Source organism: Shewanella sp. LC6 (assembly GCF_006385735.2).
GTDB lineage: Bacteria > Pseudomonadota > Gammaproteobacteria > Enterobacterales > Shewanellaceae > Shewanella > Shewanella xiamenensis.
This window is the reverse complement of the sequence record NZ_CP043902.1, coordinates 1171469-1192377: the sequence shown is the minus strand read 5'-3', so window position 1 is coordinate 1192377 and position 20909 is coordinate 1171469. Positions and strand designations below refer to the sequence as shown.

At 48.4% G+C, this 20909-nt stretch carries 16 protein-coding genes; 7 read left to right on the top strand and 9 right to left on the bottom strand.

From position 1 onward, the window contains the following. Positions 1–6: 6 nt before the first annotated feature. The gene (gene cysW / locus FJD32_RS05310; RefSeq protein ID WP_140906509.1) at positions 7–876 is read left to right on the top strand and encodes a sulfate ABC transporter permease subunit CysW; all 870 of its coding nucleotides are present in this window, start codon (positions 7–9) and stop codon (positions 874–876) included. Next, the gene (locus FJD32_RS05305; RefSeq protein ID WP_140906508.1) at positions 873–2003 is read left to right on the top strand and encodes a sulfate/molybdate ABC transporter ATP-binding protein; all 1131 of its coding nucleotides are present in this window, start codon (positions 873–875) and stop codon (positions 2001–2003) included. The genes cysW and FJD32_RS05305 overlap by 4 nt, the downstream gene beginning before the upstream one ends. A gap of 122 nt (positions 2004–2125) precedes the next feature. Here the strand turns inward: FJD32_RS05305 and FJD32_RS05300 are convergent, their stop codons facing one another. From FJD32_RS05300 to FJD32_RS05285, 4 genes are all read right to left on the bottom strand, one after another. Next, positions 2126–3271, bottom strand: coding sequence for an HlyD family secretion protein (locus FJD32_RS05300; protein ID WP_140906507.1), 1146 nt, complete (start codon positions 3269–3271; stop codon positions 2126–2128). A 1-nt stretch (position 3272) separates the two neighbouring features. Further along, entirely contained in the window at positions 3273–3686 is a 414-nt protein-coding gene (locus tag FJD32_RS05295) for a DUF3302 domain-containing protein (protein ID WP_140906506.1), read from the bottom strand. A 522-nt stretch (positions 3687–4208) separates the two neighbouring features. After that, positions 4209–4691, bottom strand: coding sequence for a hypothetical protein (locus FJD32_RS05290; protein ID WP_140906505.1), 483 nt, complete (start codon positions 4689–4691; stop codon positions 4209–4211). 247 nt (positions 4692–4938) lie between these two features. After that, positions 4939–6426 (bottom strand): AAA family ATPase, encoded by a 1488-nt coding sequence (locus FJD32_RS05285; RefSeq protein WP_140906504.1) that lies wholly within the window; start codon positions 6424–6426, stop codon positions 4939–4941. Positions 6427–6908: 482 nt separating this feature from the next. Here FJD32_RS05285 and purT point away from each other — a divergent pair, with 482 nt between their 5' ends. The 4 genes from purT to FJD32_RS05265 all read left to right on the top strand — a co-directional run bounded on the left by purT (position 6909) and on the right by FJD32_RS05265 (position 13328). Further along, a complete protein-coding gene (gene purT / locus FJD32_RS05280; protein ID WP_140906503.1) occupies positions 6909–8084 on the top strand; it encodes a formate-dependent phosphoribosylglycinamide formyltransferase in 1176 nt (391 codons plus the stop codon). Between the two features lie 224 nt (positions 8085–8308). Beyond that, positions 8309–9802, top strand: a complete 1494-nt coding sequence (locus tag FJD32_RS05275) for a DUF3142 domain-containing protein (protein ID WP_140906522.1) — start codon at positions 8309–8311, stop codon at positions 9800–9802. Next, positions 9792–12071 (top strand): tetratricopeptide repeat protein, encoded by a 2280-nt coding sequence (locus FJD32_RS05270; protein WP_140906502.1) that lies wholly within the window; start codon positions 9792–9794, stop codon positions 12069–12071. Before FJD32_RS05275 ends, FJD32_RS05270 begins: the two co-directional genes overlap by 11 nt. A 582-nt stretch (positions 12072–12653) precedes the next feature. Further along, the gene (locus FJD32_RS05265) at positions 12654–13328 is read left to right on the top strand and encodes a hypothetical protein (RefSeq protein ID WP_037421390.1); all 675 of its coding nucleotides are present in this window, start codon (positions 12654–12656) and stop codon (positions 13326–13328) included. A gap of 775 nt (positions 13329–14103) precedes the next feature. Here the strand turns inward: FJD32_RS05265 and FJD32_RS05260 are convergent. The 5 genes from FJD32_RS05260 to FJD32_RS05240 all read right to left on the bottom strand — a co-directional run bounded on the left by FJD32_RS05260 (position 14104) and on the right by FJD32_RS05240 (position 18442). Then, on the bottom strand, positions 14104–15057 hold the full coding sequence (locus tag FJD32_RS05260) for a D-2-hydroxyacid dehydrogenase (protein ID WP_140906501.1): 954 nt from the start codon (positions 15055–15057) through the stop codon (positions 14104–14106). A 46-nt stretch (positions 15058–15103) separates the two neighbouring features. Then, the gene (locus FJD32_RS05255; protein WP_140906500.1) at positions 15104–15748 is read right to left on the bottom strand and encodes an outer membrane beta-barrel protein; all 645 of its coding nucleotides are present in this window, start codon (positions 15746–15748) and stop codon (positions 15104–15106) included. A gap of 55 nt (positions 15749–15803) precedes the next feature. Then, entirely contained in the window at positions 15804–16592 is a 789-nt protein-coding gene (gene djlA / locus FJD32_RS05250) for a co-chaperone DjlA (RefSeq protein ID WP_011718024.1), read from the bottom strand. 93 nt (positions 16593–16685) lie between these two features. After that, positions 16686–17354: an N-acetylmuramate alpha-1-phosphate uridylyltransferase MurU gene (gene murU, locus FJD32_RS05245; protein ID WP_140906499.1), complete on the bottom strand. Its 669-nt coding sequence runs from the start codon at positions 17352–17354 to the stop codon at positions 16686–16688. Then, on the bottom strand, positions 17351–18442 hold the full coding sequence (locus FJD32_RS05240; RefSeq protein WP_140906498.1) for a phosphotransferase: 1092 nt from the start codon (positions 18440–18442) through the stop codon (positions 17351–17353). The genes murU and FJD32_RS05240 overlap by 4 nt, the downstream gene beginning before the upstream one ends. Positions 18443–18557: 115 nt before the next feature. On the opposite strand from FJD32_RS05240, the gene lptD reads away from it, so the two are divergent. Further along, positions 18558–20855 carry an LPS assembly protein LptD gene (lptD, locus tag FJD32_RS05235; protein WP_088586794.1) on the top strand — a complete coding sequence of 766 codons (2298 nt, stop codon included), beginning with the start codon at positions 18558–18560 and terminating at the stop codon, positions 20853–20855. Positions 20856–20909 lie beyond the last annotated feature (54 nt).

The window sequence follows — 20909 nt, the reverse complement described above, 5'->3', positions numbered from 1 at the left end:
GCCACCATGAACTCATTTAAACCTTTAAGAGTCGGTGAAGCGCCCCTGATAAAATGGAGCCTGATCACCCTAGCAGTCTTCTTGGCCATGGTGTTATTACTGCTGCCGTTAGTCAGTATTTTCCAGCAAGCCTTTGTTGGTGGTTGGGAGCGTTATATCGAGCATCTGAGCCAACCCGACTCACTCCACGCGATTGGGTTGACCCTTATGGTCGCGGCGCTCACTGTGCCGATAAACTTAGTGTTTGGGGTACTACTCGCTTGGAGCGTGACACGCTTTGAGTTTCCAGGGCGTAAGTTACTCATTACCTTGATAGATATCCCCTTTGCCGTATCGCCCGTGGTCGCAGGCTTACTCTATCTACTACTTTACGGCAACAGCGGCTGGCTTGGCGCTTGGCTGTTTGAGCACGATTTACAGATCATGTTTGCTTGGCCGGGCATTTTATTAGTCACCATTTTCGTGACTTGCCCCTTTGTTGCCCGAGAATTAATCCCCTTGATGCAACAACAGGGCGCATCGGAGGAAGAAGCCGCAGTCATCCTTGGCGCCTCATGGTGGCAACTGTTTCGCCGCGTGACTCTGCCCAATATCAAGTGGGCGCTGATTTATGGGGTGATCCTCACCAACGCCAGAGCCGTGGGTGAGTTTGGTGCCGTTGCCGTGGTATCTGGCAATATCCGTGGTGAAACCAACACCTTACCTTTGCATGTGCAATTACTTTACGAAGATTATCAGGCCGAAGCCGCCTTCGCGAGCGCGTCACTGCTTGCCTTGATCGCCCTATTTACCTTACTGCTAAAAGCCTTAGTAGAGTGGCGCCAACAACGCAGCTTATCCGCCAATGACAACCAAGAGCAGAGCCAATCATTATGAGTATTCGTTTAACTAATATTTCCAAAAAATTTGGCCAATTTCAGGCGCTCTCGCCGCTCAATCTGGATATTCAAGAAGGCGAGATGATAGGTCTTCTCGGCCCTTCCGGCTCGGGTAAAACCACCCTATTACGGATTATTGCTGGCCTTGAGGGCGCAGATAGCGGCCAAATCCATTTCGGTAATCGCGATGTGACCCAAGTGCATGTGCGCGACCGCAGAGTCGGGTTTGTTTTCCAAAACTATGCCCTGTTCCGCCATATGACAGTCGCCGACAACGTCGCCTTTGGACTCGAAGTCATTCCGAAAAAACAGCGCCCGTCAAAAGCCGAAATCCAAAAGCGCGTCAGCCATTTACTCGAAATGGTGCAACTTGGGCACCTAGCACAGCGTTACCCTGAGCAGCTCTCGGGCGGACAAAAACAGCGTATCGCCTTGGCCCGCGCCTTAGCGACTCAGCCCGAAGTACTATTACTCGATGAGCCCTTTGGCGCCCTCGATGCCAAGGTGCGTAAAGAACTGCGCCGCTGGTTGCGCAGCCTTCACGATGAGCTGAAATTCACTAGCGTGTTTGTTACCCACGATCAGGACGAGGCCTTAGAGCTTTCCGATAGAGTAGTGGTAATGAGCAACGGCCATATTGAGCAGGTCAATACCCCTATTGAGTTGTATGCCCAACCCAATAGCCGCTTTGTGTTTGATTTCTTAGGTAACGTCAATCGGTTTGAGGCGAACTGGCAACAGAATCGTTGGACTAATGGTGACGCCTTCTTAGTGCCTCCTGAGCAAGCGCCACTGCAACAAAACGGCGCGCTCTATGTGCGTAGCCATGAGCTGGCACTGGCGGATAAACCCAATAGCCAAGCCCATATTCCTTTTACCATAGTGGCGATAACACCGGTTGGCGCAGAAGTGCGTGTCGAACTGGCGCCTATCGGCTGGCAGAGTGAAGAACTGTGGGAAGCCACCTTTACCCACTACCATCTACAAGAATTGGGGCTGCAAAAAGGCAGTGTGGTCTACGCCACCCCAAGAACGGCTTATTTCTTTGCTGAACAAGGTGATGGTTCGCCTATTCGTCAAAGCTGGCCCTTCCTCCCACCGGGCAGCTTGGTCTTTGATATTTAATCGCGGCCAGCATTCACCTACTGCATACAACAAAAAAGCGCTGACAGTCTTGTCAGCGCTTTTTTGTTAACTCTCGAGCAGCTTAAAACCAGATCCAAGCAAAGTGGTTAGATTCCCCCCTACTAGTGACCATCGAAGAACAGATAGTTTAACCAGCCCTGCATCCGTAGCAGCACTTTGCGCATCACAGCGACATGGTGAAAATGTTCACTATACACAGCCACTTGTCCCGCTACTACAGCTGGGAATTGACGGCGTATCGCATCGTCTTCAATATCGATTAATACGATAACCCGCCCTGTTTGGAATAGCTGATTGGACGATTGCAGCGTGCCATTCATCTGGATCTCACCCTCTGCCATCGCAGGGAGTACCTTAGCGACTTTGCCCTTAAACACTTGTCCAGGCGCCGCATCTAATACCACTTCGGCCTCATCGCCCTCCTGTAAACGCAGCAGCGAATTTTGCCAGAATGCACCGGCAAAATACCGCTGTTCATCGGGGATAAAACTCATCACCGGCCGTAAAGGTAAGGGAACCGCCATCGCCCCTGGACGCAGCGCCATTTGGGTGACAATACCATCGGCGGGCGCCCGCACAACCGTTTGCTCGAGATTATACAGTGCACTTTCAAGATCACCCTGTAGTCCGGCAACTTTAGAATTTACCCCATCCACATTGGACTCATAGGCAAGACGTGCACGTAACTCTTCCGCTCGCGCCGCAGTAAGTTGTGCTTCAGAGGCTAAATACAATTGTTGTTTATTATCTAATTCCAGCGCAGTAAAAGGCGAGTTAGCCCCACCTTTACGATGGCCTTGTTCATAACGGTCATAGGCTGATTTATTGCGATCTCTATCTGCGGCAACTCTCGCCACATTTGCCTTAGCGGTTTCCAATGCTGCCTCTAGTTGTGGCACCTCTTGCTCCGCTGCTAACAACGCTGCTTTTTTAGTTTTAACAACAGCTTCATAGGGCGTTGGGTCGATGCGAAACAGCACATCCCCTTGTTTAATCGGCGTATTAGGTTTGACATCAACAGAAGTGACTATACCTTTCACAGCAGGCGTAATGGGAATAGTCACATAGTATTCCCGCGCAAAACGTGAATAGGGATGGTTGTAGTTCATTATCAGCAACAGCGCCCCAATAAGAATCACGCCTCCTAATACGGCGGTTGGCACTGTCCATTTGTTCATCGGGATCTTAAATACTTTAAAAATCACAATACAAAAGGAGGCATAGGTTAATATCAATAGTAAATCCATGTTATACCTCGACTTTTGGGCTTACGACAGTGGAAGTTGCAGCAATGGTCTCAACGCTTGCTGCTGCCGGAGTGGGAATAGGCGCCGATTCAAGTTGCTCAAGCTTTGCCTGTAAGGCCATTACTGTTTCCCTTAGCGCTTTAACATCATCCTCCAATGCCTGCTCGCGCTTCATCACACTACTAAATCCCCAGCCTCGGTCCTCTCGATACAAGGTCGCCCAAATCCATAAAAAAGGCCAAATTGCATGTAACGTGAATAAACTTACCCAGCCTGCAATATGCAATGCATCCTGCTGGGGATGATTGCGCTTTTTCGCAATTTCATAGGGAATGTCGTGAATCGCAATCACGCCATAAAAAATCACCACAATGACAAAAAATAAAATGCCTAAGGCAAAATAGTCCAAAAACATGCTCAGCTCCCACTCCCTTCCCGATCTTAATTTCGGTAAAACCACCCATACCAAAATCGTGCTTTGTCAAGCCGTGTCGTTCAATTTGCGACACAATATAGATCTACACCAGAATGACAAATTCGCAACAAAACCATCCAAATAGCTTGATCAAAAACACAATGGTTTATTGCGATGCGACAAATGGCATCCAAGGAAAGGCGGCCAGTGTCGACAAATTGCTATCGCTAAGATATGAATTATGGCTTGCCAAATACGGCAAGAGACGAGACTGGGATAGCTCAAAAGCTTAGGCCTTTATGTCTTGTATCGAAAAGAGGCTAGCGAGAGTGGGCAACGCGTAAAGTAAGCAAAGACGAGATTTGCAGGAAGGTAATGTCAGCTTAGATTTCTATGGGGTTACTCCCGATGTAGAGGCGAGCAAACCAAGGCTGGATAACGATATCACGGCTTCAGCCTGGCATTAACCCAAGAATCACAACAGCCAAGCGTTTGATTTAAAAGCTTTTGACTTCAAGCGAGTTAGCATCGTTCTTGCCACTGAATTTCAACTAAATTGAACTCATAGTGGCTGTCATGGGGGGCGATATTGGCATTTAGTTTAAAGCTTTTGCCACCTGCCGCAATCCAGCACTTGGAGAACCATTCGATAAGCGCGTTTGTCGCAATCTGCCAAGGGTCAAGGTCTTCATCCTTGTCGATATATTCCTCTTCAAACTCATCAGGATAGACATAGTCTATATCGAGCAAATTCGGATTGACTGGTGCTGGGTATGCAGCCTTGCCATCGAGCTCCACAAAATACTCGGTGTTATCTTTATCCATAAAAAATACCCGCACCGGGAATTGGGATGAAAAACGATCGACAAAAACTTCAAACGCCAGCGTGGCCACCTCTTGGGGATAGTCATGCTCAATCAGTTGCTTAAGAATGGGCTGTAACTTATCGGTGAGCTTGGCTAAGTAGCCATCGACTTTTTCTGTAAACTCTTGCTCGAAACTCATCTCTTCCCTGCTTATCATGTGGTACAACACATACGGCAAATATTACTCACACTAAAAACTTGCCATTAGAAACTGAAAAATAATCCATATCCACCAGCAAGTTAACATCGACTGTGATGATATCCAACTTTCCCCAACCAAAAGCCAACACTGAAATCTAAAGTCGCTTTATGGTGGATAAGGCTCAGCCGCCCCATACGCCGCCCATACGTCACCAGAACGCGATCAGTCATAGCGAAATAAGTTGCTACTCATGGGCATTGACTGTGCGGCCTGCGGCCCATTGCCTGAGGGCATTTATCTTATCGCCCATCACAATCGATAACGGTCTGGTTTTGGTCAGTTCTTCTAATAACAAGTCTTGGTCAAGACTGCGCCCTAAACTGCGGGCGCTGTACATGGCGGCGATCACCGCCTGCTCGATTTCAGCCCCCGAAAACCCTTGGCTATGGCGTGAAAGCTGGGCAAGATCGAGCCGAGTCACATCGATACCGCGGCGCTGGCAATGGATCAAGAAAATCGCCTTGCGGATGGTTTCGTCGGGTAAATCAACAAAAAAGATTTCATCCATTCGCCCTTTACGCATCAGTTCTGGCGGCAGGGCTTGAATATCGTTAGCGGTGGCGACCACAAACACCTCAGACTTACGCTCTGCCATCCAAGTTAATAGTGTGCCAAGAATACGGGTGGAGGTGCCCTCATCACTGCTACTACCGCTTAAGCCTTTCTCAATTTCATCAATCCATAGAATACAGGGCGACATCATATCGGCCAACTCAAGGGCATTGCGCAGATTCTTCTCTGTTTCACCTATGTATTTGTTATATAAGGCGCCCATATCGAGTCTGAGCAAGGGCCGCTGCCACACACCCGCCACCGCTTTGGCCGCAAGACTCTTGCCACTGCCCTGCACTCCGAGTAATAACACCCCCTTTGGCGCATCGGGTTGTAACGCAGCCTTAGCATCGGTGGTTACCTGTGCCACTGGTGCGCGCTGTTTTAACCATTTTTTGAGATTATGTAATCCGGCAATCTGCGAAAAATCACTGGTGTCGTACTCAAATTGCAATATGCCGTTAAGATCGAGCAACTGAAATTTAGCTTTGTTGATCAGGTCAACATCTGAGTGAGTAATGGCGCCATCATCCACAATCGCTTTATGAATCAATCGCCTGGCATCATCTAAGGTCACACCGCGCAGATTTTCCGCCAGTTTAATCACGGCTTTATCATCCACATTCAATGGCATGCCTTGGGTGCGCACTTTATCCACCTCAAGATAAATCAGGTTCTCAAGCTGCGAGGTACTCGGCAGGGTAAGCTGAAAATAAGCGCAGTAACGCTTAATTTCCGGCGGGATCTCAAAGGCATGACTCACTAGCACCAGCGTATGTTGCAGCGCATCGTATTCGAGGGCGATTTCTTTCAGCAGACGGACATTCTTTGGCGCATCAATCACAAAGGGATGAAAATCACAGAGCACATAAATCCCCTGCTGGGTCGTCGCTTTAATCTGCCCCAAGATATCGCTGGGTTCAGTATTAAATTTCTGTGCAGGCATCGGCTTATCAATCCGCGTAAGCCCTTGGGTAATACTCCAAGTAAATAGCGGCTGATAGAGTACATTCGCGATTCGCTTAAGCATGTCAACAACACGATATTCTTCATAGGTTTCAATCACCACGATGGGCGTTTTAGAGCGTAGTACAGCGGTCAAATCGCGAATGTCTTGCATATCTTAAGTCCATAATCCGTTATGAAACCAAAAGTTAACATAAAACACCGCTACAAACAGGATTTTTACCATGCCAAGCACTAGGGCGTGTTGACGTTTCAGGGTTATTTTTGCAGCGATTTGGCTAGATTTTATGCAAGGCAAAGTCCGTGCAGTGTAGTTATTCTACATAAACGGACGATAACGCAGCAGAAAAGCCAGCCAAATGCTGCCCGAAGGGTTCGTCTGGCAAGCCCTTGCTCTTTGTCGCTCGTCATTTGAGTAGAATAACTACACATCATTCCTCGTTTCGCGAGCACGTGCTTGCCAGAACGAACAAAATCTAATCTCGAAACGTCAACACGCCCTAATCCCCCTTAAATAGCTTGATCAAAAACACAGTTGTTAATTTCAGTCTCATGCTTTGCCGCCAATCGGGGTAGACTATGGCGTAAGAACGTCCCAAGGCGTCAATTATCCCAATATAAAAAGGTACCCACACCATGATAGGAACTCCTTACACCGAGGGCGCTCGACGCGCCATGTTGCTTGGCTGCGGTGAGCTAGGTAAAGAAGTCGCCATTGAGTTACAACGCTTAGGTGTTGAAGTGATAGGCGTTGATCGTTATCCCAACGCCCCCGCCATGCAAATAGCCCATCGCTCCCATGTAATCAATATGCTCGATGCCAAGGCCCTTCGCGCCGTTATTGAGCTAGAAAAACCCCACTTAGTGATCCCCGAGATTGAAGCTATTGCCACTCAAACCCTAGTTGAGATGGAGGCCGAAGGCCTCAATGTCGTGCCGACCGCGCGCGCAACTAAGCTCACTATGGATAGAGAAGGCATTCGCCGCCTCGCCGCCGAAACCTTAGGTTTACCGACGTCGCCCTATTTCTTCTGCGACACTGAAACCGAATTTAATCAAGCGATTAGCAAAATTGGGGTGCCCTGCGTGGTAAAACCGGTGATGAGTTCATCGGGCAAGGGCCAAAGTGTTATCCGCGATACGGCTCAAAGCGCCAAAGCTTGGCAATACGCCCAAGAAGGCGGCCGCGCGGGCGGTGGTCGCGTTATTGTTGAAGGCTTTATCCCCTTCGATTACGAAATCACCCTATTAACCATTAGTGCGGTTAACGGTATCCACTTCTGCGCGCCGATTGGCCACAGACAAGAAGACGGCGACTACCGCGAATCATGGCAGCCTCAAGCCATGTCGGCCGACGTGCTGGCAAAATCCCAAACAATCGCCAGCAAAGTGGTGGAAGCCCTCGGCGGTTACGGCTTATTTGGGGTAGAACTGTTTGTGAAGGGCAGTGATGTGTACTTCTCTGAAGTCTCGCCTCGTCCGCACGATACCGGCTTAGTCACTTTAATTAGCCAAGATTTATCCGAGTTTGCACTGCATGTCAGGGCGATTCTTGGCCTGCCGATCCCGAATATCCACCAACATGGCCCCAGCGCCTCAGCGGTAGTATTGGTGGAAGGCAAATCGAAAAACATTCGCTATCAAGGTCTTGCCGATGCCTTGGCGGCGGAGAATACTCAGCTCAGATTATTCGCTAAGCCTGAAATCGATGGTCGCCGCCGTTTAGGGGTTGCCCTCGCCCGCGATAAAGATATCGAAAGCGCAGTCAACAAAGCGCTGGATAGTGCATCTAAGGTAAAAGTGATTTTCTAGGCATGAATGCTTAACAACTTGTCGCCAATACCTTGGCGATAATGACTGCGCCCAGCCTGTTGCTGGGCGCGTTATTAAGGCATCAAAGCCGAGTTAACAGCCATATCTTATCCAGCCAAATTGATTTCGCGTCTAATGCAAAAGCCTGATGCAATCCAAGGTGGTTTTGAGGCATAGTAGCCCTCTATTTGGCACAATCCACGCTAGGCTTTTACTCTTATCCCATGGATTTACGTAGTCGTTATTCCACTCTCTTTCACTCTAAGCGCTTTCACTCTAGATGCTTTCAGTCCAAGCACTTTGAGCCCAAGCACTCAAAATCCTTGCAAGCGATACATCGCACCCTTTCACTTTTGCTCAGGTTATCCCAGTTACTGGCGTTATCCTTGGGCTTAGTGTTCCTTAGCGCCTGTCAACCTGCGAATCAAGATACATCGAGCATAAAGGCAGATACCGCCGCCCCGCGTGAGTTAACCCAAGAGGTGTATGTTTGGCAGCGGCAATGGCGCGATGCCAATCAAAGCGCCTTGGTCGAAAGCCAAAACACCTTTAATGGCGTTCGCATCCTAGCATTGCAAGCCCATCCCAAACCCAATGGCGCGGATATCTGGTTTGAAGTGCAGGTCAACCATACCTGGTTACAGGCCGATCCTCGCCCTAAAGTGGCGGTGATAAGATTAGATGGTCAACTAACGCGCCTAAATAATCACGAAGCTTTCCAAAAAATCCTCGCGCTCATTCAAGACTGGCAGGCAAAGGGCACAAGGCTTGCGGGAATTGAAATCGACCACGATAGCGCCAGCAGTAAACTCGCGGCCTATAACGCTTTTTTACGCGAGTTAAAAAGCCAATTACCTCACTCGCTAAAACTCAGTATTACTTCATTGCCCGCTTGGATGAGCAGCTCGGAGTTTCCGGCGTTGTTTGACAATATCGATGAGCTGGTACTGCAAATTCACAGTGTCAGCGATCCGCGTTTAGGGTTGTTCGACGCCACCCAAGGTTGGCAATGGGTCGAGCAGCTGTCACGGTTAGCTAAGGTGCCCTATCTCATCGCCCTGCCCTCCTACGGCTCGGCGGTGTATAGCACGGCAGCGGGTTATCGGGTAGAGAGTGAAGTGCCGATGCAAATGCCTTTGGCAGACACGGTATCTTCACAGCATTTAGCGCGGCAGGAGCTAATGGCCGATCCACTGGTGTTGCAGTCCTTTGTAAAAAAACTGCATACCTTTGCCGACCCAAAGCTTAAGGGAATGATTTGGTTTCGATTACCCCTCGAAGGGGATAAACGGGTTTGGCCACTCTCGACCCTGATTGCCGTCGCCAAGCAGCAACCACTCGCCCCGCACATTGAGCTAGAAATCTTAAGCCAAGCCAATACCGAGTCGCCCCAACAGGAGGCGCCGGGAAGCCGCTTATTTCAACTGGTGCTAGTCAATAAGGGCAATCTTGCGGGCAAGTTGCCGGGCCAGTTGTCCCTAGCGGCGCAGGCGTGCAGCGGGTATGATGCCCAAAACGGTTATCAAGCCAAATTAAACCAAGGAATATTAGTGTGGCAGTTACCGCAAGCCACCTCAAAGGAGCGCGCAGCCGCACCAGCCTCCTCGCAGTTTGCGCCGAATTTAATCTCAGCGGTCGAGCTAAGCCCAAATGGACGCAGAGTCATAGGTTGGGCACGTTGTGAGTCATTACATTTACAGGGAATTTATGCGCCATAAGTCAAATTCATTGCCAGCGAAGGCTATTCCACGCTGGAAAACCAAATTAAAACAAACCAGCCTGATTGGGTTAAGTCTCTTCTCCCCTATGCTATTAGCCTGTGGCCCCGACTTCCCATTACAGTTGACTCAAGACAGGCAAAATAACCTAAGTTATTTACCGCAAACCAGTTTTAGCCAGCAGCTAAGCGGTTTAGCCAAACCACTGGCTTGGCAGTTTCAGGGTGCGCCAGCGGCGCAGGAGTATCTTTGGGATGAGGCACACAGTCGCTATCTTTCCCAGACTCGCGCTTATGAAAACAGTGAGTTATCCGAGGCTCAACTTGCGCAAGTTAATAGCCTGCGTGATGCGCAAAGCTTGGCAGAAGCCGAGCAAATCGCCGCGCAGTTAAAAGAAACCTTACCATCCGCCTTAACTTGGTACAGCCTTGGCGCCATGGCGTTTGATGCCAAAAAGTACGATAAAGCCAGCGATTACTTTAAAAAGGTCATCGCCCTACCTGAGAGTGAGCGTGCGGGCCGCAGCCTGTGGGCGCTGTATAGCTTGTCTCGTATCGAGCTGATTAAGAGCAAAACCGCCAACGATAATAGCCATTTTGTCCAAGCCAATGCTTACTTGCAGCAGCTACAAGCTGAGGTGACTCAAGGCGCCGCCGATCCGCTGCGCTTGAGCTTAGCCGGCCTTGGCGAGCAGGCTTATATTCTGCTGCATCAAGGCCAAGCTCAAATTGAAGTCACTCGTGGGGAATATGAGCCGCCAAAAATTGATGTGGCCTTAAATCCCGCCACGCTGGATAAGATTATTGAGCTATATGCCACTCAATCGGCCGAGGGCGACAGCAGTGGCTATGATTCGTTATTGATGTTAAGCCGCACGCTAATGGCAAAAAATATCTTAGAGTTAAAACCCTTATTGCAGCAGCCTAGCGTGCAGCAACTGCTTATCGCCTACTGGCAGAGCAGCGCCAATGACTTCGCCTTTGATGGACAGCTTACAGAAATGGGGCAACAGGTCGCTAAAACGCTGACCGTCTTCCCAACCGATGGCCTCATGCTGAGCCAAGGCGATAAGTTAGCCGCGATTTACTATCAGTTGGGCGACTATGCCAGTGCCGAGCGCCTCATTGCCCTCGCTAAACCCAGCGGCCTGACTTGGTGGCTCACGGCCAAATTAATGATGCAAAAGGGTGATCAAGCTCAAGCCGCTAAGGCCTATGCCGAAGCGGTGCGCCATTTCCCAACGGATATGAACGCTGCTACCGCAACTACCAGCCAACAGGATGCCCAACAACAGGCCATTGAAGCCGATGCAGAGCAAGCCACCTATTGCCGTATTCGCGCCGAGCAGGGCGTGCTATCCCTTGAGCGGGGCGAATATGTCGATGCCCTAAACCAACTGTTCGCCAGTGGTGATGAGTATTGGCAGGATATCGCCTATGTAGCCGAGCGCGTGCTCACCACCGCCGAGCTTAAGCTGTTTATCGACGAGCATGTGCCGGTAATGAACTTCGAGTATCCCAAGGACAGCGATTGGTACGACAGTGTCGAGCCACTCAACAATCGCCTGCGTTACTTACTGGGTCGTCGCTTACTGCGTGAAGGCGCGATTGCCGAAGCCCCTGCTTATTTCAGTAATCCCACACTCAATGCCAATGTGCAGGAGTATGGCAAGGCACTGACCACAGCCAAGAGTAGCAAGGGTATTGAGAGCGCCCGCGCCTATTGGGCTGCCGCCGAACTCGCGCGTCATCAAGGTATGGAAATCTTAGGCTTTGAATTAGCGCCGGATTATTCGATTTACGCCGGGATGTTCGACTTAAGAGATTGGTATACTGCGGATAAGCTCAGCGATAAAGAGCAGCAACGCATTAGCGCCAGCCAAGCGATTCCCGATAAACGTTTCCACTATCGCTACCAAGCTGCCGAGCTAGCAAGCAAGGCCGCCGATCTCGTGCCCCACAACAGCCAAGCCTATGCGGCGTTATTGTGCCAAGCCACAGGTTGGGTGTTATATCGCGATGATGAACTCGCCCAACGCTACTATAAAAAATACGTCGCCAACGGCCCCTTTGTGCCTTGGGCGGAGAATTTTGGTACGCAGTGTGAACCCCCAGACTTTGACCGCGCCGTCGAACGGGAAAAAGCCAACCAAATCGCCGAGTGGAATGCGATTTACCACAAACTGAAAAAGCCTGCGGCCGTCAGCGTTGCCATCATCGCCGCCCTACTCGGCGCTTACGCGTGGCGCAGAAGAAAGCGTAAACAGTAAAAACACAAAGCGCCTTTCTTATCACCAAAGAAAGGCGCTAAAGCAGAGCGAATATTCCACCCTCTTCACTTATGCGGTTAAGTGCAGAAGTTATAAAGCATGATTCTGAATATTAAAGACTCAAATTATTTCAAGATTAGAAATACTCTAACGAACCTTAACACTGCTATTAATTGCCATTGTTTCCCCAGTGACACGCCGCCTCTTTATTTAACAAGAGTTGTCCCTATAGGCTCGACGGCGGCATCTGTAACACATGTAAGTGTAAATGCCGCGTTCACATGGATGTGAAAGAGTGGCCATGCCGCCAACGGTCACTGTTGCAACAATGGCAATCTTTACGACCATCGAGCTGTTCATCTGCCTAAAAGCTTTATGCCCCTTTTCGTGTTTCGGCTCGTTATCTCAATCGAAAATTCCTACTACTGTTGCCATACAAACGCTTCAAGGCTAATTCGCAACGCTCGGCTATTTTGGTTTGATTTAGCTTTTGTGTTTACGGCACAATAATTTAGTATTGTGGTAGCGTTGCTCAGCACTTAAGCGGGCGTTAAGCTAAGGCAATTGATGTAAGAAGGTGAAATGGATTCATTAACAATTTTTAAAAGTAGATTACCTTTCTATTGCGAACAAGTAATACAAGAGCTAACTTACTTTAAACACTTCAATTGCGAACTTGAAGAGTTATCGCGTACCAAATCTAAAGAACTAGACTCAGAAATATCTTCAAAGTTAAGCCATTCTGAAAGTAAGTTTCATGAGGATATTATTGATTTTTATCAATGGGACTCAACATTGGTTGAGCTCTTCCCCAGTATTCATCGAGAATCATTGCTTATATCAATCTTTAACTTATTAGAGCACCACCTGAATGTTCTTTGTACAAAGTTTGGTGATGTATTCGCATTTAGTGTTAAAGCTGCTGACCTAAAAGATAGAGGTATTACTAGGTCATTTTCTTATCTTAAAAAAGTAGTTAGCCTATCTTTTGAATCTATTGGAAAAGAGAAAGAGTTTATTTCTAATGTAAACAAACTGAGGAACTTCATTGTTCATAATGGTTCCATAATCGATAAGTCTCATGCTCAGAATTTTGTCAAAAATAGTAAGTTATTATCTCTTACTTCAGGTAATCGCCTTATTATTCATGATGGTTTCATTTCTGATTTTATCGACGTATTGTCACGTTTTTGGGATGTCTTAGGCAAGCTCGTATTAGAGCATTGTCAACTGAAATTAGCTATACAAACTGTTTAAGAGTGATTCGCAACGCGTGGCATTTTTGCTATGCGTTGCGTTTAGTTTTGCGTTGCTAACCCCTTAACAGGGCGATAAATTGCATTGGGGAAGTTCTGTGAATAACTTGACCGAGTATGAATGCGATGCGTGTGGCATAAAAATCCTGCACGACAGTACTAAGAGACATATTCCATTTAGTTGATGTGTTCGGAATATAGAGGGTACTGTTTATTTGTTATGTGGCTCTTGCGGTATTGAAGGTCCGATGGCTTCAGACATTGCTCCAAGTCTATGCAGAAAATTTGCTGATAAAGGTATTTTCTTTAAAGGTTGTGAGCAGTTGGTAATTAAAAAAGCTCATGAGTAAAGTCATGCAATTTAAAAAACGCCATCAAACGTAAGCCCTTTGGGCACTCGACTCGCAACACGTTGCTCGCGTGTGTGGCAAGCGTTATCTACATAGAAGTTTTAATCCGAAATTCGAAAATTATAGTTGTGTTGCTTATTTCTTTGTTAAAACCTACATGCGACGCCGATGCTAAGCAGGTGAGCTATGGTGGTTTGCGAGACGACCGTCCGCCCCATGGACGGGGCGGTCGAGCATCCACGGACGGACTCGCTGCGTGTCGATGAGCGAATACCATGGCTCACCTATAACTCAGCACTTAAATATCGTCTCCCCCAAATTTTATGCCGTTAAGGGAACTATCCAACACATTTTTCCCCCTTCAATTCCAACTGCATTTCTTTGGAATGAAAACGTTTCCTACAGGAACAAGCTAACCCACAAGCCTTAGGGATTTACCCAATTCACTCTATCGCCAGCTAAATAAGCGCTGAGATTTGCCGTCGCGATATTAAGTAAGTTCTGCCGCGCTTCTTTGGTCGCCCAAGCATTGTGGGGGCTGATACTGATATTGGGCGCTGTTAGTAGCGGATTATCTGCACTCGGTGGTTCGGTTGAGAGAACATCGACGCCGGCAAAGACTTTGCCCTGCTTTAATGCCGTAGCCAGCGCGGCCTCATCGATTAAGCCGCCGCGCGCGGTGTTGATCAGTAGCGCCTGCGGCTTCATTAATTCGAGGGTTTGGGCATTAATCAGCTCGGTGGTCTCAGGGGTAAGTGGACAGTGGAGCGAGAGAATATCGGACTCCTTAAATACCGTATCGCGGGATGTCCAACTCACACCTTGGGGTAAATCACGGGGTTCGGAGCGGGTATTGACTAACACCTTCATACCGAAGGCTAAGGCGAGTTTAGCCACCTGCTGGCCAATATCCCCATAACCAATCAAGCCTAAGGTTTTACCTTTAAGGGATTGCAGCGGCATTAAGGTCAAACAAAAGTCACTGCAATTACTCCATTGCCCTGCGGCAACGGCTTGATGGTGCGCTGCAACCGCTTGCGTGTGATGCAAAATATGGGCAAACACCATTTGCGCAACGGCATCAGGGCCATAGGCGGGTACGTTGGTGACCACAATACCTAACTCTTTTGCGGCGGCAAGATCCACCACGTTAGTGCCGGTGGCGAGCACGCCGATATATTTAAGCTTAGGCAGTTGGGCTAAGGTGTTGGCATCGAGGGGCGTCTTGTTGGTGAGCACAATTTCGGCATGCTGAGCGCGGGGGATAATCTCCGCCGAGGGCGTGCGAGCAAAACAGCTAAATTCCCCTAATGCGCTGACCGCTTGCCAGGTTAGATCCCCAGGATTTAAGGTTTCACCATCGAGTACGACTATTTTCATCTTTACCTCTTAACTGCGTTTGCGCCTTGCCCATAAAGCAGGAAAATTAAAAACTGAGTTTGACCCCAAGATTGGCTTGCACTTGCCACATTACATCCGATGTGACATGCCATAAGCATTGGTCTTCATTACAAAAAAGTGAGGTGTCACTGTCAATAAAGGTCGCGTAGCCACGCAGATCCGCAAACAACGCAAAGTTTTGCATCATACGATATTCGACGCCACCACCAATGCCCATGGAGAAACGGGTTTCAGTTGACCAATCATCGGGCATCATCCGAGTCACCCCGGCACTGGCGGTAATGTAGGGCTGAAAATCGCCACTTGGGAAGAATAAAGTGCCGCCAAGGTGGATATAGTCCACATCTAAGGAGGCGACTAAGTCTGGGGTAAACAGGCCACCGCTTTTCAGCTCGGAGGATTGGCGACTGTAAAGCAGATAAATATTGCCGGGATCGTTAGTGCCAATCCCTAACATGAGGCCGTAATGGCTCGCCTCTTCAATACCCACACTCTGCTTATTATTGGTTTCAGCGTTGTTCGCATCGAGTTCATTGATATCGAACGAGCTGCCGCCAAAGCTGTAACCACCGTAGGGGGCGACAAACAGCTCGGGTTCGGCATAGGTTGGTAATGCGAGGGTTAGAGGTAATAAACCTGCAATCACAGTTAATCGGTTAACGTATTTCATCTTAATCCCTTATCTATCGTTATTATTCCTTGCGTCGACAACGCTAACCGAAGCATTAGCGCATGCCGCGCTCCGATTTCACTCTGTCGTACGCAGCTTGGATATCCTGCGCTTTACGATTGGCAATTTCCATCATCTCGGGTGGTAACCCCTTAGCAACCAATTTATCGGGATGATGTTCATTCATCAACTTGCGATAGGCCCGCTTGACCTCTTGATCCGTCGCCTCGGCATTAATACCGAGCAAATGGTAGGCGTCGGTAATCGAGGTTTTATTTCCATTAGAGGTTTGGTGAAAACGATATTCCGCTTGCCAACGTTTAAGTAATTCATCGAGTTGCCCACGACCATAACCTAACTCTTGGGCCACCGTCATCAGAATTGCATGTTCTGCGGCATCGAGCTCACCGTCCGATAGGGCGGTTTGAATTTGGATCTCGATAAACATTTGCACCAGTTCTTGGCGGCCTTGAGTCACGGCGCGAAAGGCTTGCAGGCTGCTACGCAGGTCAAAGTCGGGCTCTTTACCCTCACGGAACGCCTGCTGCGCCTCTTTACGGGCTTCACCCGTTAAGCGCATCTGGTCCATCAACATAGTCGCGATACGAATATCGGTCTCAGTCACTCGACCCGACGCCTTGGCCACATGGCCCATCACGGCGAAGGTGGTGTTAAAGAATATCCCCTGTCGATTCTTGGCTTGACCTAAGATCTGACTAAAACTGGCGCCACCACCGGCGCGCTTGTCGTAGAGATGCCCAAGCCATAAGCCCAGCAGAGCACCGAAAATACGGCCAAACATAAACCCGATAACAAATCCAAAAAACTTACCCCAAAGGCGCATCTTAATTCCCAATTTGATAATTTATTCAGTCACTCAATCGACATCGCGAGTGAAACCGTTAAGTCAGGGCGCTAAACATTAGGCGATATGCCATTACGCTAGCGCTGACTCTAATGCTTGCAGACGCGCAATCGTCCCAACATCGCACCAGAGTCCATTAAAGTGTGCCCCGGTGATCAGGCCATCGGCCATCTTAGCCCGCAGCAAAGGCCCAAGGGCAAAGGCACCATCCGGCGTACCGTCAAATAATGATGGGCGATATAAGCCCATGCCAGAGAAAGTGTATTTTTGCTCACCCTGTTCACGTACAAGGCCCTGTTCTAAGGCAAAGTCGCCGTTAGGATGTTGCTCGGGATTCGGCACCAACCATAAATGCGCCAGAGCTGTATCCGCTAAGGGGACAATCGTCGGCAAGGCATCGATAAACACATCACCATTGAGCACTAAAAACGGCGCATCCGAATCGCCGTCAGTCAGCAAAGATATGGCCTGCTTAATTCCGCCACCGGTCTCGAGAGCCGATGCTTCGGCGCTATATTGGATCTTGACCCCAAAGTCGTGACCATCCCCTAAGGTTTCGACCAGCTTATGCCCAAGCCAAGCGTGATTTATCACGATATCCACGATACCCGCCGCCGCTAACTTCTCGATATGGTACACAATCAGCGGCTTACCTAACACCGGTACTAGGGGTTTTGGTAAAGAGTCAGTCAATGGGCGTAAACGCTCTCCCCTGCCTGCCGCCAGGATCATCGCCTTCATTGCTTGTCTCCCTGCTGAGTATCCTTTTCCTTGGCCGCAAACGCAGGCACAACGCGCGATTGCACCCAAGCGGAAAATGGTGCCAACTCAGGATAAACACTGGCAATATCCACAATGTAGGACAAGGTTAGCGGAATATCGGCCATATAGGCGGGCTTGTTATCACGATAGTGTAAACGGGCAAAAATACCCGCAGCTTTGATATGGCGCTGCAGCCCCATTAAATCAAACCAAGTTTGGTACTGGGTAAAGGATGTCTGCGCCGGAATTTGCCCTAACTCAAGCACTTGCTGATAATGCTGCTGCATTAATTCCAGCACCATGGTTTGCGGCCAACGGATATAGCAATCCCGCAGTAAAGACACAGCGTCGTAGGTCACAGGCCCTAGCACCGCATCTTGAAAATCAATCACGCACAGCTCGCCCTCTTTGAGCATCAAGTTACGGCTATGGAAATCCCGGTGCATCCCCACCTTTGGCTGAGCGAGGGCATTTTCTACTAAGAGGCCAAAACTCTTCTCCAGCAGTAAGCGTTCCTCATGGCTAAGTTCGAGTTGTAAATGCCTCTCTAACAACCACTCAGTAAAGATCCCCAACTCGCGGCGCACAAACGCCTCATCATATAAAGGCAAGGGCTGCGTGTTGCCTGTGACAGGATCAAGGCTCTCAACCACTGAGGCCACCTGGGGCAATAATGCCAATGCGCGGCAGTAATAATCAGCGACATTATCGTCCGTAAGTACAGACAATAACTGGGTATCCCCCAGATCGCTCAGTAGCATAAAACCTTGCTCGGCATCGGAAGTAATCACTTTTGGAACTGTCAGTCCCGCCGCAGCATAGCTACTAGCGAGGGCGATAAAAGGCGCGATAGGCACTAAGGCGGGCGGAGAATCGGCGACAATATAGCTAGCATCACGCGCAACGACGCGGAAATAGCGTCTAAAACTAGCATCACCCGAAATCAATATCGGGGTCACATCATAGGAAAAATAACGGTTCAGCCACTGATTAAGGGAAATAAATCTCGGATCGGATAAAGTCATTTCATGGCTCTTATAGAAAAATTGCTTTATTATAGCTGGCATATAATTTGGAAACAGCTAAGAAATTGAGAGATTTATTTGCTGCGTTGCACTTGTAGTTTGCAACTTTCCCCGTCGATACTTGTCCAGACTAAGAAATCATTATTATTGACCTAAGATGCAGATCCGTTACCTTCTGGCCTTGAGCCTGTTACCTAAATTAGTCCTGGCAGACGAATCTCCCGCAACCTCAGCATCACAATGCCTAATCGAACCGCCAGTACCTCGTATCGTATCTCAACCGGGGTTGAGTGCGGCTGAACAAGCAAAAATTCGAATAGCTTCAGACCGCTCAAAAGCTGAAATGGGTAAGCAAGCGATTTTTACCGGTGATGTGGTCTTCAGCCAAGGCGATAGACACATCGCTGCCGATGAAGCCATCCTCGATCAAGCCACAGAACAATTTGATGCTAATGGCAACTTAGTCTTCCAAGACAGCAATTTTACCGTTACCGCAGATTCGCTACAGGCGCAAATGCGCAGCAATCGTGCCACCCTCAAAGGCGCACAGTATTGGCTGCACGGGCAACAGGTGCACGGTGATGCAGAAAAACTGCAAATCACCATAAACAACAACCTGATTTTAACCAATACGAACTTTACCACCTGTCCGCCTGACAACGTCTCTTGGTTGCTTGAAGCCGAAAAAATTAAGATCAACAGCGAAGAAGAATGGGGCGAGATCTGGAATGCCAAGCTGCGAGTGGCCGATATTCCGGTGTTCTACATCCCTTATATGACGGTTCCGGTTTCAGACAAACGTAAAACAGGCTTCCTCTATCCAAGCTTTAGCACCAGCACCACCAACGGTTTTGAGGTGTCAGCGCCCTACTATTGGAATATTGCACCGGAATACGACCTGACATTTACGCCAAACTATATGACTAACCGCGGGTTATTCACTAAAACTGAGTTTCGTTATCTCGCGGGTGAAGCTCAAAATGGCCGTTTGAATTTTGAATATCTAGGCAGTGATCGAATGATCGGCGGCAGCCCAAATCGTTACCTGTATAACTGGCAACACCAGGGAGCTATCGATAAAAACTGGCGAGTATTGACTAACTTTACTGAAGTTTCGGATAACAACTATTTCAACGACTTAAAGTCTGATGTTAACCGTGCGACCGATAACCAATTATCACGGATTGGCGAAGTCAGTTACTTCGAACGTGATTGGGATATCAGCACTCGGGTGCAGGATATTAAAGTACTGGGCGAAGATGAAAAGCCATACCAAGTGATGCCACAGGTTAACTTTAACTACCGTGCCGCCGACTTTTGGAACAACTTGGACTTTGGTTTTAACTCAGAGCTGACCAATTTTGCCCACCAAGATGACGATGTAAACACGGCAACCCGTTTGCATATGGCTCCCAGCCTAACACTGCCAATCCATGGTCCTTCAGGCTCACTGACGAGCCAATTAAAGTTAATGCAAACTAACTATTGGCAGGACAAAAATAACACTAAATTTGATACCTTAGATGACACTGTAAGCCGTACCATTCCTCAGGTGCGTATCAACGGACAAATCAACTTCGAACGTTTTACCGAAATATTTGAGCAAAATTATCGCCAAACACTCGAACCTCAATTCCAGTATCTGTATGTAGGTTATGAGGATCAACGGGGTATTGGTATTTACGATACCGCCCAATTGCAGGACGACTACTTTGGTCTATTCCGGGATCGCCGCTTCTCTGGCCTTGACCGTATCGCCGATGCCAACCAAGTGACTCTTGGTATTACAACTCGTTTCTTCGATGACCATAACCAAGAAGCGACCAAATTCAGTCTCGGACAAATCTTCTATCTTCAAGACAGTAAGCTAGGCTTCGAAGATAATATTTTTGAGCAAAATCAATCAACTTCAGTATTGGCGGCCGAGTTAGATACTCGTTTAAGCCAAGACTGGTATTTAGGCGCAGCCATTCAGTACGATACCAACACCAGTGACAATAAAAAGACCGAAGTCACCTTAGACTTCCGTCCTGAAGCCAACAAACTACTGCAATTAAGCTATCGTTATGTACCCGATCTACTGAACTCTAACACTAACGATTTGGTTAATATCTCCCAAGCAGGTGTTCGCGGAGCTTGGCCTATCAATGACAGCCTCTATTTTGTTGGCAACTGGTACTATGACCTCAACGAGAGTCGTAGCATAGAAACCTATACAGGTTTCCAATATGAATCATGCTGTTATGCAATCCGCCTCAGTTATCACTATCGCATTAAAACCAACTACGATGACAACATCGGCTCAGCCATTATCGATGAGCGCGAGCAATTTGAGCGTGGTGTGTACCTCAACTTAGTCATCAAAGGGCTCGGTGGTTCTGGTCCATTAGGTGTAACGGATATGCTCAATGATGGTCTGTTTAACTACAGAAAACCGCTTTATCTGAGGAATTAGCAAAGAATTGTGGTAGATTGCTGAACCTCAACAAGGACTGAGAGTCCAAACAAG